Annotated in this window: 13 protein-coding genes; 8 read left to right on the forward strand and 5 right to left on the reverse strand. The window is 62.1% G+C overall.

Annotation, left to right across the window (positions count from 1 at the left end):
• Positions 1-127 precede the first annotated feature (127 nt).
• The 5 genes from AC15MQ_RS04470 to AC15MQ_RS04490 all read left to right on the forward strand — a co-directional run bounded on the left by AC15MQ_RS04470 (position 128) and on the right by AC15MQ_RS04490 (position 5,064).
• Entirely contained in the window at positions 128-1,138 is a 1,011-nt protein-coding gene (locus tag AC15MQ_RS04470) for a sulfate ABC transporter substrate-binding protein (RefSeq protein ID WP_483079441.1), read from the forward strand.
• A 178-nt stretch (positions 1,139-1,316) separates the two neighbouring features.
• Entirely contained in the window at positions 1,317-2,153 is an 837-nt protein-coding gene (gene cysT / locus AC15MQ_RS04475; protein WP_483079442.1) for a sulfate ABC transporter permease subunit CysT, read from the forward strand.
• A gap of 1 nt (position 2,154) precedes the next feature.
• Positions 2,155-3,048, forward strand: coding sequence for a sulfate ABC transporter permease subunit CysW (cysW, locus tag AC15MQ_RS04480; RefSeq protein ID WP_483079443.1), 894 nt, complete (start codon positions 2,155-2,157; stop codon positions 3,046-3,048).
• A gap of 3 nt (positions 3,049-3,051) precedes the next feature.
• On the forward strand, positions 3,052-4,119 hold the full coding sequence (locus tag AC15MQ_RS04485) for a sulfate/molybdate ABC transporter ATP-binding protein (protein WP_287651660.1): 1,068 nt from the start codon (positions 3,052-3,054) through the stop codon (positions 4,117-4,119).
• A gap of 9 nt (positions 4,120-4,128) precedes the next feature.
• Complete coding sequence (locus AC15MQ_RS04490; protein ID WP_483079444.1) at positions 4,129-5,064, forward strand: CysB family HTH-type transcriptional regulator; 936 nt, start codon at positions 4,129-4,131, stop codon at positions 5,062-5,064.
• A 148-nt stretch (positions 5,065-5,212) separates the two neighbouring features.
• Here the strand turns inward: AC15MQ_RS04490 and AC15MQ_RS04495 are convergent, their stop codons facing one another.
• The 5 genes from AC15MQ_RS04495 to AC15MQ_RS04515 are packed head-to-tail and all read right to left on the reverse strand — an operon-like array spanning position 5,213 to position 10,500.
• Complete coding sequence (locus tag AC15MQ_RS04495) at positions 5,213-5,659, reverse strand: ExbD/TolR family protein (RefSeq protein ID WP_483079445.1); 447 nt, start codon at positions 5,657-5,659, stop codon at positions 5,213-5,215.
• Between the two features lie 3 nt (positions 5,660-5,662).
• Positions 5,663-6,391, reverse strand: a complete 729-nt coding sequence (locus AC15MQ_RS04500; protein ID WP_287668818.1) for a MotA/TolQ/ExbB proton channel family protein — start codon at positions 6,389-6,391, stop codon at positions 5,663-5,665.
• A gap of 3 nt (positions 6,392-6,394) precedes the next feature.
• Positions 6,395-7,003 carry an energy transducer TonB gene (locus AC15MQ_RS04505; RefSeq protein WP_287668820.1) on the reverse strand — a complete coding sequence of 203 codons (609 nt, stop codon included), beginning with the start codon at positions 7,001-7,003 and terminating at the stop codon, positions 6,395-6,397.
• A gap of 34 nt (positions 7,004-7,037) precedes the next feature.
• Positions 7,038-8,312, reverse strand: coding sequence for a PepSY-associated TM helix domain-containing protein (locus AC15MQ_RS04510; RefSeq protein WP_483079446.1), 1,275 nt, complete (start codon positions 8,310-8,312; stop codon positions 7,038-7,040).
• On the reverse strand, positions 8,302-10,500 hold the full coding sequence (locus tag AC15MQ_RS04515) for a TonB-dependent siderophore receptor (protein ID WP_350495324.1): 2,199 nt from the start codon (positions 10,498-10,500) through the stop codon (positions 8,302-8,304). Before AC15MQ_RS04515 ends, AC15MQ_RS04510 begins: the two co-directional genes overlap by 11 nt.
• A gap of 205 nt (positions 10,501-10,705) precedes the next feature.
• On the opposite strand from AC15MQ_RS04515, the gene AC15MQ_RS04520 reads away from it, so the two are divergent.
• From AC15MQ_RS04520 to AC15MQ_RS04530, 3 genes are all read left to right on the forward strand, one after another.
• Positions 10,706-11,728, forward strand: a complete 1,023-nt coding sequence (locus tag AC15MQ_RS04520) for an ABC transporter substrate-binding protein (RefSeq protein WP_287668824.1) — start codon at positions 10,706-10,708, stop codon at positions 11,726-11,728.
• A complete protein-coding gene (locus tag AC15MQ_RS04525) occupies positions 11,728-12,513 on the forward strand; it encodes an ABC transporter ATP-binding protein (protein WP_287668826.1) in 786 nt (261 codons plus the stop codon). The genes AC15MQ_RS04520 and AC15MQ_RS04525 overlap by 1 nt, the downstream gene beginning before the upstream one ends.
• A gap of 82 nt (positions 12,514-12,595) precedes the next feature.
• Positions 12,596-13,429 carry an ABC transporter permease gene (locus AC15MQ_RS04530; protein ID WP_287668828.1) on the forward strand — a complete coding sequence of 278 codons (834 nt, stop codon included), beginning with the start codon at positions 12,596-12,598 and terminating at the stop codon, positions 13,427-13,429.

The following is a 13,429-nucleotide window of genomic DNA, read 5'->3' on the forward strand; positions in this document are numbered from 1 at the left end:
ATGAGTATGGCGGTCCGCAGACCGAGGCATCGGAAAACCTGCATATAAGCTAATAAGCAAAGATTCGTTCGTTTCGCCGCGCCGCTTTTCTAGACTCCGCGCCATCCCTTGACTGAACGGAGTCCCCATGAATATGCAACGTCTGTTCGCCGGCCTGCTGGCCGGCGCCCTGCTGCTCGGCAATGCGAACGCCGCCGAGATCGCCATCCTGAACGTTTCCTACGACCCGACGCGCGAGTTGTATCAGGACTTCAACGCGGCTTTTTCCAGGTATTGGCAAGGGAAGACCGGCGACACCGTCAAGGTCAACGCTTCGCACGGCGGTTCGGGGAAGCAGGCCCGATCGGTGATCGACGGCATCGACGCGGACGTGGTCACCCTGGCTCTGGCCTACGACATCGACGCCATCGCCGACCGGGGCATCTTGCCGCTCGACTGGCAGAAGCGCCTGCCCAACAACGCGGCGCCCTACACCTCGACGATCGTCTTCCTGGTCCGCAAAGGCAATCCCAAGGCCATCAAGGACTGGAGCGATCTGAGCAAGCCGGGCGTCGCTATCGTTACCCCCAACCCCAAGACGTCCGGTGGCGCGCGCTGGAACTACCTGGCGGCCTGGGCGTACGCGCTGAAACAGTCCGGAGGCAGTGAAGCGAAAGCCCGGGAATTCGTCGGCCAGATCTATGGCAACGTCAAGGTCCTCGATTCCGGCGCGCGCGGCTCGACCACCACCTTCGTCGAGCGGGGTATCGGCGATGTCCTGATCGCCTGGGAGAACGAAGCCTATCTGGCGATCAAGGAACTTGGTCCGGACAAGTTCGAGATCGTCACGCCGTCGCTGTCGATTCTCGCCGAGCCGCCGGTGTCGGTGGTCGACAAGGTGGTCGACAAGCGCGCCACGCGCAAGGTCGCGCAGGCCTACCTCGAATACCTGTATTCCCCCGAAGGCCAGGACATTGCCGCCAGGCATTACTACCGCCCGCGCGACGCCAGGATCGCGGCGAAGTACGCCAGGCAGTTCGGCAAGGTCAACCTGGTGACCATCGACGACACCTTCGGCGGCTGGCGCAACGCCCAGAAGACCCACTTCTCCGATGGTGGCATCTTCGACCAGCTTTACGTCCCTGGCGGCAAACGCTGAGTTCTCGGCGACGGGGCTGAGGATACTGGCATTCAGCCCCGTCTATATTACGAAAATGCATTAAGTTCTCACATTTAAGTATTTCTCTTCATAACCTGCTTGCTCGTAGACTGGCGGCATGTCATGTTGCGTTGCAGCAGGAGTTGAGAATGATCCAAGTGTTTTTCGGGAGTCACGCATGGCCAGCCTGAGGAGATTCAGCCCCTTGCCGGGGTTTGGCCTGGCGATGGGCTACACCCTGGTCTACCTGGCCATCATCGTCGTCATTCCGCTCACGGCGGTGGGCGCGAAAACCTTCACCCTCGGCTGGGATGCCTTCTGGGCGGCGGTGAGCAGTCCGCGCGTGGTGGCCTCGTATCAATTGAGTTTCGGCGCTTCCTTGCTGGCGGCGGGCATCAACGTCGTCTTCGGTCTGATCTTTGCATGGGTTCTGGTGCGCTACCGCTTTCCCGGCAAGGGCCTGGTCGATTCGCTGGTCGATCTGCCCTTCGCGCTGCCGACAGCGGTGGCGGGCATCGCCCTGGCGACGATCTATTCGCAGAACGGTCCGGTCGGCAAGCTGCTCGAGCCCCTGGGTGTCGAGATTGCCTATACCCCCAAGGGCGTGCTGCTGGCGCTGGTGTTCATCGGTCTGCCGTTTGTCGTGCGCACGGTGCAGCCGGTGCTCGCCGACCTCGAAAAGGAAGTCGAGGAGGCCGCCGCCGGTCTCGGCGCCTCGCGCTGGCAGACCTTCTACAAGATCATCCTGCCGCACATCGCGCCCGCCTTGCTGACCGGCTTCGCCATGGCCTTTGCGCGGGCGGTCGGGGAATACGGCTCGGTCATTTTCATCGCCGGCAACGTGCCGATGGTCTCCGAAATCACACCATTGATGATCATCACCAAACTGGAGCAGTACGACTACGCCGGTGCCACCGCCGTGGCTTCGGTGATGTTGATCATCTCCTTTGTCCTCCTGCTGATCATCAACGGCCTGCAGGGATGGATGCAGAACCGCTACGCCAAAGGAGCCTGAAATGAGCGCGAGTATTGCACTGCATGCGGGCAGCCTGGAGCGCCAGGAAACCGCAAGCACCCGCGAACCGGCGTGGGTCAAGGTGGTGCTGGTCAGCGTCGCGCTGACTTTCTTCAGCGTCTTCCTGCTGTTGCCCTTGGGCACGGTTTTCGCCGAAGGTCTGCGCAAGGGCTGGGGCGCGTATTTCGACGCCATGGTCAACCCTGACGCCTGGTCGGCGATCAAGCTGACCTTGCTGGTCGCGGTGATCGCCGTGCCGCTGAACCTGGTGTTCGGCTTGGCCGCTTCGTGGGCCATTGCCAAGTTCGAGTTTCGCGGCAAGCGCGTGCTGATCACCCTGATCGATCTGCCCTTTTCGGTTTCGCCGGTGATCTCGGGCCTGATCTACGTGCTGATGTTCGGCGCGCAAGGCTGGTTTGGCCCCTGGTTCTACGAACACGACATCAAGATCATTTTCGCCGTGCCGGGCATCGTCCTGGCGACGATCTTCGTCACCTTTCCGTTTGTCGCCCGGGAACTGATTCCGTTGATGGAAGCGCAGGGGAGCGAGGAAGAGGAGGCGGCCGTCGTTCTCGGTGCGTCCGGCTGGCAGGTCTTCCGATACACCACGCTGCCGAACATCAAATGGGGATTATTGTACGGCGTGATCCTCTGCAACGCGCGCGCGATGGGCGAGTTCGGAGCGGTGTCGGTGGTTTCCGGGCACATCCGCGGCCAGACCAACACCATGCCCCTGCACGTCGAGATTCTCTACAACGAATACAACTACGCCGCGGCCTTTGCCGTGGCCTCCCTGCTGGCCGTGCTGGCGATCATCACCCTGGGCCTGAAGACGCTGGTCGAACGTCAGACACGTCGCCAATTGCAGGACATCGACACCCCTTCCGGAGAATGATTGATGAGTATTGCGATCCGTAACATCAGCAAGCAGTTCGGCGCCTTCAAGGCGCTCGACGACGTCTCGATCGACATCCCTTCCGGCGAGCTGGTCGCTCTTCTCGGGCCCTCCGGCTGCGGCAAGACGACGCTGCTGCGGATCATCGCCGGTCTTGATTTCGCCGACCAGGGTCAGATCCTGCTCGAAGGCGACGACGCTTCGGCCCGTCACGTGCGTGACCGGCACGTGGGCTTCGTCTTCCAGCACTACGCATTGTTCCGCCACATGAGCGTTGCCGACAATGTCGCCTTCGGCCTGCGCGTCAAGCCGCGGCGGTTGCGTCCCAGCGAAGCCGAAATCAAGCGGCGGGTCAAGCGCCTGCTCGAACTGGTGCAACTCGACTGGCTCGCGGACCGTTATCCGTCACAGCTTTCCGGTGGCCAGCGCCAGCGCATTGCCCTGGCGCGCGCGCTGGCGGTCGAGCCCAAGGTGTTGCTCCTCGACGAGCCTTTCGGTGCCCTCGACGCCAAGGTGCGCAAGGAGCTGCGGCGCTGGCTGCGGCAGTTACACGACGAAATTCACGTTACCAGCGTCTTCGTCACGCACGACCAGGAGGAGGCCCTGGAGGTTTCCGACCGGGTGGTGGTGATCAACAAGGGCAAGGTCGAACAGATCGGGACGCCGGAGTCGGTCTACGACCATCCGGCGACGCCTTTCGTCGCCAACTTCCTCGGATCGGTCAATCTGTTCCACGGCCGCGTCGAAAATGGGCACCTGCATGTCGGCGATGACGCGCTGGCACTCGGCTCGACCGACGGCAGCGACGGCAAGGCGGTGGCTTTCGTGCGGCCGCACGAGTTCGACCTGGTGCCCGGCTGGGAGGCTCGAGGGGGTTTGCCGGCGCGCATCGTGCGCATCGTTTCCGTGGGCCCGAGTGCCCAGATCGAGCTCACCCACCATGACGGCGAACTGATCGAGGTGACCATTGGCCGCGAGGCATTTCGCCTGCTGGGGCTCTCGGAAGGAGACCAGGTATCGCTGCGCCCACGCCACATCCGGGTCTTCCCCAGCGAAGCCCAGGCGGCCTGAAGCAAGGCAATGAACTTTCAGCAACTGCGCATCATTCGCGAAACCCTGCGTCAGGATTTCAACCTGACCGAAGTGGCCAACGCGCTGTATACCTCGCAACCGGGGGTCAGCAAGCACATCAAGGATCTCGAGGACGAACTCGGGATCGAGATCTTCGTGCGCCGCGGCAAGCGTCTGCTGGGGTTGACCGAGCCGGGCAAGGAACTCGCCGAGGTGGTCGATCGCATTCTATTCGACACCCAGAACCTGCGCCGCATCGCCGATCAGTTTGCCAGCCGCGAAACCGGCCACTTCGTGGTGGCCACCACCCACACCCAGGCGCGCTACGCGCTGCCGCAGATCATCAAGTGGTTCAAGACCGACTATCCACGCGTGCATCTGGCGCTGCACCAGGGAAGTCCGGTGGACATCGCCGAAAAGCTGGTGTCGGGCGAAGCCGATGTCGGCATCGCTACCGAGCGCCTGGACAGGGTCCCGGAACTGGCGACCTTTCCCTTCTACAGCTGGCACCACGCGCTGATCGTTCCGCACGGCCACCCGCTGCTGCAGGTCGAGAAGCTGACTCTGGAGCAGATCGGCGACTATCCGATCATCACCTATCACGAGGGGTTTACCGGCCGGACGCACATCGACCGGGCCTTTGCCGACGCCGGCGTGATGCCCGACATCGTGTTATCGGCAATCGACGCCGATGTGATCAAGACTTACGTCGAGCTCGATCTCGGTGTCGGCATCGTCGCTTCGATGGCCTACGATCCAGTCAAGGACCGCAACCTGGCGCTGATTCCGGCACCACACCTGTTCCCTGAAAGCACGACCCGCCTCGCCGTTCGGCGGGGAATCTACCTGCGCAGCTACGCCCTGGCGTTCATCGAAAAGGTCTGCCCAGACCTCGGCGAAGCCAACCTCAAGGCATTGATCCAGAACAAGAACGGCGGCGAGTGAGTGGTCGTTGGCGCAGCGCGCTGCCGTCGAGCATCGCATGTGCTCGGTCTGAAGCGAGACGCCAGCCTTCGTGCTCCGGTGAGTGCTGCCCGCAACAGGCGCCAGTCGTGCTCCGGTTGAGATCGGCTGCCAGCCGCAGCACGTTGGGCTAGAGCACTTTGTCGCTGCCGGATGCGCGCTCGTCCGGTTCCGATACGAAGCCTATCCGGATCAGGCCGGCCCTGGCGGCTGCGGCCATGACCCGGGCAATTGCCTCGTAATGTGCGTGCCGGTCTGCCCGGATGTGAAGCTCCGGCTGCGGCTCGGTGGTGGCGGCGGCCGCAAAGCGTGGCGTCAGCTCGTCGGTCGTTAACGCCTCGCCGTTCCAGAACAGTTCACCGCTCTCGCGAATGCCGAGCTCGATGTGTTCCGGTTTGGTGACATTTACCCGCGACGATGCCTTCGGGAGGTCGATCTTGACCGCGTGCGTGAGTAGTGGGGCAGTGACGATGAAGATGACCAGCAATACCAGCATCACGTCCACCAAGGGCACCACGTTCATCTCCGCCAGAGGTAATCTGGCACTGCCATGGCGGTTGAAATTTCCTCTGGCCATCGCTTATTCCTCTCGCCCAGCGGCGTCTGCGATAGGTCGGTGGCCCTCGCCGCCTCTCACCGTCAGCAGCACGTACAGATCATGGGCGAAGGATTCCAGGCGGGCGAGCCACATCCGATTGCGCCGGTTCAGAGCGTTATAGGCAAGCACCGCGGGAATTGCCACGGCTAGTCCAAGGGCAGTCATGATCAGCGCCTCCCCGACCGGCCCGGCCACCTTGTCCAGCGTGCCTTGCCCGCTCATGCCGATTTGCACCAGGGCATGGTAGATGCCCCAGACGGTGCCGAAAAGCCCGATATAGGGTGCCGCGGAACCTGCCGAAGCAAGAACCGTCAGCCCGTACTCCACTTGCGCCGCTTCCCGGTCCACTTCATTGTTCAAGCTTCGCGTCAGGTATTGCGCCATGCCACCGGCGGCGGCCAGAGTATCGCCGTTCCGCGCCGCGTCCCCAAATGCTTCCAGGGACCGCCTTGCGAGGGTCGCAAAAGCGTTTTCGGCGCGTTGGGTACGCAGGATCTCGTCCACGCTGGCTAGTGACGATGCCTGCCAGAAGCGCTTGAGAAAAGCGTCGGCGCGACGCTGCGCGAGGGTGTTGGTCAGTGTCCGGGTAACGATCAAGTACCAGCTGGCAAACGAAAGGATCAGCAGTGTCCCGAGGACGATCCTGCCCACCGAATCGGTTTGAGTCAGAAAATGGGCAAAGCCCAGACCATCGACGACTGCATGTTCCATAAGTCAGCTTCCTGGCAGAATGAAATTGAAGGGTTGCACAGCGACAGCGCGTACCGGTTGGCCGTTGCGGGTCGCCGGAACACAGCGCCAGATGCGCACGGCGGCGAGAGCCGCTTCGTCCAGACGGAGATGACCACTGGAAGTCGTCACCCGCGCGGACGCTACGTGCCCGCTTTCGCTCAACTCGACACGCAGCACGACCAGGCCACTTTCTCCGACGCGGCGGGACTGACCGGGATAGTGGGGAGCGGGACGTTCAGGGCAGCTTACCGACAATTCCGAAGACATGGCCAGGGGCCCTGGCGGCAGCGGCATCGGTGCTGCTTCGCCATGCGCCGCCGGCCTTGGGGACGGCGGCGGAGCAATGACTTCGGCAGGCGCGATGGCCTGCGTCTCGACCGCCAGTGTCCGGGGTTTGGGTCTGTCGACCTGCCGAACCATGACCCTGGTCGGAGGCGGCAGTGGTTTCGGTGCCGCTGCTTTCGCGGGTTGAGGCGGCGCGATGAAGTTGACGAAAAGCGTCGCCGCAGCATGCGGTGGGGGAATCAGGCGGTGGCTCCACAGGCCCCATAACACGGCGGCGTGCAGCACCACGACCACCAGTAGACCCACCCAGCGGTCCATTGGTAGAAGGCGAAGAGACATCTCAGGAACGCGCTTCGCTCATCGGGATCGGCAGCGCGCAGCGGCGTCGTTCGGCGAGCCGGGAGGCACGCCGCTTCTGCAGCCAGCGGATGATCCCGGTGACGTAGAGCACAGCACAGACAATACCCGCAATCAGCACCAGAATGCGTCCCGGCATCCCGAGCGCGTAGCCGGAATGCAGCGGCCACTGCCACTGAATGAAGACGTCGCCACCGCGCCCGCGAAAAGGATCACCAACATGCAGGATCTCGCCAGAGTACTGGTCGACGATGATCTCGCGGCGGCCGACGAAGCCCCAAGCGCTCGGAACCAGCTGGGCCACCATGTAGGGCAGTGGGCGATTGCCGGGCATCGCGCTGGTCTGTGGCGGCAGTGAGAAGGCAAACCATTGTCCGTCGGGAAATCGCTGGTGGACGACCTCCTCGACCCGGTCGATCGAAATCGTGGTCCCATGCGCCTGCTGTTTCCCGACGATGTCCGGCCGGTGCGTCACCGGGGCGAACAATTCGACCAGCCAGCGAAACTGTGGTCCCAGATTGAAGTACACCCCGGAAACCAGAACCGCCAGCAACACCACCAGGCTATAGAAACCGGAGAGCTTGTGCAGGTCGTGGTTCAGGCGCTCGCTGCTCGCCTGCTTCTTGAACAGGAAGGCTTGTCGCCACTTGCCAGTGATTGGCCACCACAGGATCAGCCCGGTCAGTGACGATATGATGAAGAAGACACAGAGAATGCCGACCAGGGTGTTTCCCGGCGTACCCAGGAGCAACGCGTAGTGGAGCTTGAAAATGAAGCCCATCAGGCAGTTCTTGAACGGACTTTCTGCCGAATACCACACCCGTGTCCCCGTCACCTGCGCGGTGTAGGGGTTGACAAACACGTTGAGCGTGTCCGAGCCACCCGACTGCGAGCCCTTTCCCATAGAGTAAAAAAACCAGAACGCGGTCTCCTCGTTGCGCGGATAGTAGGTGAAGCCGAGCTGTGCCCCCGTGGGGATTGCCGCACGGGCCGCAGCGACAATTTCGGAAATTGGGCGGTAGGCAGCCCGCCCTGCGGGCGGAGCTGCGACTATCTGTAACTGAGGATTGAGCCAGGCGTCGATTTCCTTGAAGTAAACCAACAGACTGCCGGTCAGGCCAATGACGACCAGGGTGGTACCGGCCACCAGCCCGAGCCAGAAATGAACTTCCCGCCATAGCTTGCGTCGGGAACGGGCCGAGAATCGCCCCGTTCGTCCAGTCGGCAACAAGGACGGCATGCGGGGTTCAGAGCTCAATCCTGGCCGATCCGATGACCGAGCGCGGCGCACCGTAGGCGGAATACACACCACCATCAGTATTCTCGAAATAGGTCTTGTCGAACAGGTTTTGCACGTTCAACTGCAGGCTTACCGGCTTCCCACCCGCCCTGGTGCGATAAGCCAGCATCGCGTCGAAGCGCGCATAGCCCGGTAACTGGAAGGTGTTGGTGTTGTTGCCTTGACGCTGACCGTTCAGATAGGCTCCTGCACCGAACGCCCATCCCGCGGTCGCACCGGGAGCCGTATCGTACTTGGCCCACAAACTGGCGGAATTCAACGGCACGCCAAACCAGCGGTGACCCTCGATAGCGCTGGCACCCGTGGCGTTGTCCTTGGTGATCACCGCGTGATCGTAGGTATAGCTGCCGATCAGGCTCACATGGTTGCTGACTTGCCCGGCGACATCGAATTCGAAGCCACGGCTGCGGACTTCTCCGACCGCGACCACGAAACCGGGATGCAGCGGGTCCGCTGTCGGGCGATTGCGCAGGTAGAGATCGAACAGCGTCGCGGATGTAGTGACCCTGCCTCCCATCAGACTGGCCTTGGCTCCAAGTTCGTACTGCACTCCCTCCTGCGGCGGGAGAGACGATCCGGAGAACGACGAGGCGCTCGAAATGGAGTTGCCAAACGACTCGGAATAGCTGCCATAGACCGACACGTCATTGCTTAACTTGTAGAGCAGGCCGGCGCGCGGCGAAAACTTGCGTTCGGTTGGAACGCCTTGATCCAGGGCGCCGGTGCAATACGGGTAACACGCCGCGCTCACCGCACCATAGACCTTTGCGCCGTCATTCGTGGCAATGTCATAGCGTCCACCGAGCAGCAGTTCCCAGTGACCACCAAAGGCAATTTGGTCCTGCACGTAAAAACCCGTGTCCCGCCACTTGCCGCGGCTCAGAACATTGCCGGCAGCCGCATCGAAATAGGCCTGCATCCTCGCAACGTCGATGTTTCCGTAGACCGGAGCGAAGATATTGAGCGGGGGGACGCGATTGAGTGTCGACCCGGACTCGTTGTAGCCTTTGAACACTGATTCGTAGGAGAACCAGTCCATGCCCACCAGAAGCTTGTGGCCGACATTGCCGGTTCTGAATTCGCCGGTCAGATCCAGATTGGTCGAGTATTCATCGCGGCTGACCGGGTTGTACGAAATGCGGCGGTTGAGCAAGTTCGTCCGGGCGTTGAATGCCTGGGCGAGAAGGTAGGTCTGGACCTCGTCGGCGGTGTAGTAGAGAAAGCGCTGCGTCAACTTCCATGAGTCATTGAAGGCGTAAGTCCAGTCGAAGGCCGCTGTCGTCCGCTTGACGGTGTTGGGCCACTGCGACCACATGACCGGATCGTTCTGCGTCCAGTGCCTCGGCACGTCGGCAGGCCGATTGCCAATGATCGGGATCTGCTGGGCCGAGTATCCAGGGTTGGCGACCTTCTGGTCGTAGTACTCCAGTTGCAGGTTGGCCTGGAAGCTGGTGGAGGGGAGCCAGCTCAAGTACGCGGCGCCAGCGGCATTCTTGTGATGCTGGTAGTCGATGAAATTGTCGGCCTGGTCGTAAACCCCCATGACGCGGTACAGCAGCGTCTTGTCCTTGTTCGCCGGACCAGTGATGTCGGCGGTAGTGCGGAGCAGCCCCCAACTCCCCACTTGCTGTTGCAGGCTGGCAGCCGTTTCGTCCTGCGGCTTCCTGGTCACGATGTTTACCAGTCCGCCTGGTTGGATGCGTCCATAAAGCATCGACGCCGGCCCTTTGACGACGTCGACATGGTCGACGAAAGCCATGTCTTCCGTTCCGATGACCCCATTGAGCTTCAGCCCGTTGCGGAAGGTATCGCTGCCGGTCGAAAAGCCCCGGATAAGGAAATTGTCATAATAGACACCAGGCGGCGTCTGAACGCCACTGACGTTCTTCACCGCTTCCTGAATCGACAGGGTTTGCTGGTCGTCAAGCACGTCGCGTGTGATCACCTGGATTGCCATCGGAGTGTCCAGAATCGGCGTATCGGTCTTCGTCGCGGAGTTGGCTCGCTTGGCGACGTAGCCGTTGTCGACATCGCCCCGCACCTCGATCGTCGATAGCGCCGCAACGTTTTCTTCTGCAACAAGAGCATTACAAAATACGATCGCGACGAGTGACGAGATCGACTGAATCTTCAGGTGTCCGGCCATGACTGATTCCCAAACGGTAAAGCGCGGCAAGATAGCATTTGGTTTGGGCATGGCGGAAGTGACCAATTGCCGCAGGCGACAGCGACGAGGGGTGTCGAGATCCGAACCGGTGGGGGTATAAGGATCGAAGAAATGCATCGTTTTCTACGAGCAAGCGTGGGGATTACATTCCCGTTGTGAATTTTCACGTCTTCAGGAGAGAGCGATGATCGGTTTCAGGACACGGCGACAGCTTCTGGCTGCGCTCGTGCTGGTCGCAGGCCTCGGCAACGCTGTGGCGGATACCCTCAAGGTCGGTTATCTGCCGGTCACCGGCCATGCCAAGTTCTTCATTGCCAAGGAGCAGGGTCTGTTCGCCAGGGAAGGACTGGACGTCGAACTGATCGAGTTCCAGAACTCCGCCGATGGGCTCAACGCCATCGTTGCCGGCAAACTCGACATCGGCGCCTTCGGGACCACGGCACCGGTGGCCCACATCTCCAAGGGGGCAAAGATCAAGATCATCGGCGGCATCATGGGCGGTGATGCCGCACTGATCGCCACGCCGGCGAACGCCGGCAAGATCGCCGGCGTGGCCGATCTGCGGGGCAAGAAGATCGCCACCGTGCGCATGGCTTCGGGCGATGCCGTGCTGCGCGGCGCTCTCAAGGACAAGGGTATCAACTGGAAGAGCGATGTGCAGATCTTCGAACTGAAGAACCCGGCGGCAGTGATCGAGGCGGTCAAGTCGGGCCAGGTCGACGCAGGGCTGGTGTGGGGACCGCATGACCTGCGGGCCGAAGACCAGGGGCTGCGGGTGGTCATTCACTCCACCGACCTGCAACCCGGCCATCCGTGCTGCCGTCTGGTGGTCACCGAGGCCAGCCTGAAGAACCCGGTAACCTGGGAGAAATTCCTGCGTGCCATCCTGCAGGCCGAAAAGTTCGCGGTCGAGAACAAGAAGGAAACCATCGAATCGATTGCCCGGTACGTCAAGATCGATCGCCAGTTGCTCTGGCGTGGCTACTACTCGCAATATCTTGACCAGTCCAGCGATCCCGACGTCAAGGGCGTGAAGCATTTCGCCGAGGTGATGTTGAATAGCGAGTTCATCACCGCCAAGCCCGACCTCGACGCCGCGATCGACGTGCGTGTCTACGAAAAGGTGTTGAACCAGCTGGCCAGGGAGAACCCCGGCGATCCCTTCTGGAAGAAGCTGCAGAAGGAATTCCGGCAGAAGGACGCCTGATGGGACTCGGTCTCAAGCTGGAGGGTGTCAGCTTCGCCTACGACGCCACGCCGGTCCTCCAGGATATCCATGTTCATATCCCGGAAGGCCAGTTCGTCAGCCTGCTGGGGGCCAGCGGGTCGGGGAAAACCACCTTGCTGCGACTGGCGGCCGGTCTGAACGAGGTCTCCAGCGGCCGCTTGTCCTGGAACGGGGTGCCGGTATGCGGCCCCAGCCTTGAGCGCGGCGTGGTTTTTCAGGACTACGCGCTGTTTCCCTGGCTGTCGGTGGTCGATAACGTCGAGATCGCCATTGCCAAGGCCAAGCCCGGCATCCGGAAAGCCGAGCGCCTGAGTGAGGCGCGAGGCTACCTCAGGCAATTTGGGCTGGCCGCGGCGATCGGCAAATACCCTGGCGAACTGTCGGGTGGCATGCGTCAGCGCGCCGCCATTGCGCGTGCATTGGCCCTGGGTTCGCCACTACTTTTGATGGACGAACCCTTCGGGGCGCTCGATCCGGTGAACCGGGCGCGTTTGCAGGACCTGCTGCTGGCAGCCTGGGAACTCGCGACACCGCGCAAGACCATCGTTTTCGTCACCCATGACGTAGACGAGGCGATCTACCTCGGGGACCGCCTGATCGTCCTCGGATCGTCGCCCGGCCGGCTGATTGCCGACCTGCCGGTGCCGCTGGCGCGGCCACGCGAGCGCTGCAGTCTGCTCGACAGCCACAGCCTGCATGCACTGCGGGAACAGGTGGCCGCGACGCTGGTGCAGGATACCCTACAGCGACTCAGGGCTGCCTGAATCAGGGCGCGTGCCCGCGTCGTCGTGACGCGCTGACCCATCTGTTCGGACGCGACCTGAAAGTATTTGAGGAGAAACTCGGATGAGCGACTATATCGCCCTGGCGAACCAGGATCTGCCGGCCCAGCCGTTGTCTGGAGCATTGGACGGGCCGCCCCTTGCCGCCCCCGGCTGGCCTGGTCGTGCGCTGGAAAGCGTAGCCGTCTGGGTCGTGCTTCTGCTTGCCTGGTCGGTCGCATCAGTCTATCTGCCGCTGGGCGACAACCCGCTGCTGCCATCGCCACTGATCACCGCCAGAGCCCTCTGGGAATCGCTGCCTGAACTGTGGGCGGGAACCCTGTCGTCGCTGACCATCCTGCTCCCCGGATTCGCCCTGGCGACGCTGCTGGGCATCGTCACGGGGCTGGCGGTGGGGACGTCGCTGCGGCTGCAGCGGATGTTCCTGCCTTTTGCCAAGGTTGCCGGGCCGGTACCGCCGACGGTTTATATTCCCTATGCGATTGCCATTCTGCCGACTTTCAGGTTGTCGGCGATCTTCGTCGTCTTCATCGGCGCCTTTTGGCCGATTTTCCAGAATGCCGTTGCCGGCGCGCATGCGCTCGAGCAGCGCTATCGGGACAATGCCCGCATTCTCGGGCTGCAGGGTTTCGAATATCAGCGGCGCGTGGTCTTCCCGGCGGCGCTGCCGCACATTTTCACCGGCATGGCGGTAGGCCTCGCCTTCTCGTTCATCCTGCTCACCGTTGCCGAGTTGTTCGGCGCCAACGCCGGTCTTGGCCGCTTTGTCCAGTATTACGCAGACTTCGCCGACTATCCCCGGATGGTCGCCGGCATCCTCTATACCGGCCTGGTGACCTTCCTGGCGATGACCTTGCTCGACCGCGTCCGGCGGCGGTCGTTGTTCTGGCTGCGATAG

This window comes from Candidatus Accumulibacter propinquus (genome assembly GCF_056856495.1).

Bases quoted from the DNA above. Each gene is read 5' to 3' on its own strand.
- AC15MQ_RS04500 (WP_287668818.1), bottom strand. From the start codon at position 6,391: ATGGAACATGCAGTCGTCGATGGTCTGGGCTTTGCCCATTTTCTGACT.
- AC15MQ_RS04490 (WP_483079444.1), top strand. From the start codon at position 4,129: ATGAACTTTCAGCAACTGCGCATCATTCGCGAAACCCTGCGTCAGGAT.
- AC15MQ_RS04495 (WP_483079445.1), bottom strand. From the start codon at position 5,659: ATGGCCAGAGGAAATTTCAACCGCCATGGCAGTGCCAGATTACCTCTG.
- AC15MQ_RS04485 (WP_287651660.1), top strand. From the start codon at position 3,052: ATGAGTATTGCGATCCGTAACATCAGCAAGCAGTTCGGCGCCTTCAAG.
- cysT (WP_483079442.1), top strand. From the start codon at position 1,317: ATGGCCAGCCTGAGGAGATTCAGCCCCTTGCCGGGGTTTGGCCTGGCG.
- AC15MQ_RS04470 (WP_483079441.1), top strand. From the start codon at position 128: ATGAATATGCAACGTCTGTTCGCCGGCCTGCTGGCCGGCGCCCTGCTG.
- cysW (WP_483079443.1), top strand. From the start codon at position 2,155: ATGAGCGCGAGTATTGCACTGCATGCGGGCAGCCTGGAGCGCCAGGAA.
- AC15MQ_RS04515 (WP_350495324.1), bottom strand. From the start codon at position 10,500: ATGGCCGGACACCTGAAGATTCAGTCGATCTCGTCACTCGTCGCGATC.
- AC15MQ_RS04530 (WP_287668828.1), top strand. From the start codon at position 12,596: ATGAGCGACTATATCGCCCTGGCGAACCAGGATCTGCCGGCCCAGCCG.
- AC15MQ_RS04525 (WP_287668826.1), top strand. From the start codon at position 11,728: ATGGGACTCGGTCTCAAGCTGGAGGGTGTCAGCTTCGCCTACGACGCC.
- AC15MQ_RS04520 (WP_287668824.1), top strand. From the start codon at position 10,706: ATGATCGGTTTCAGGACACGGCGACAGCTTCTGGCTGCGCTCGTGCTG.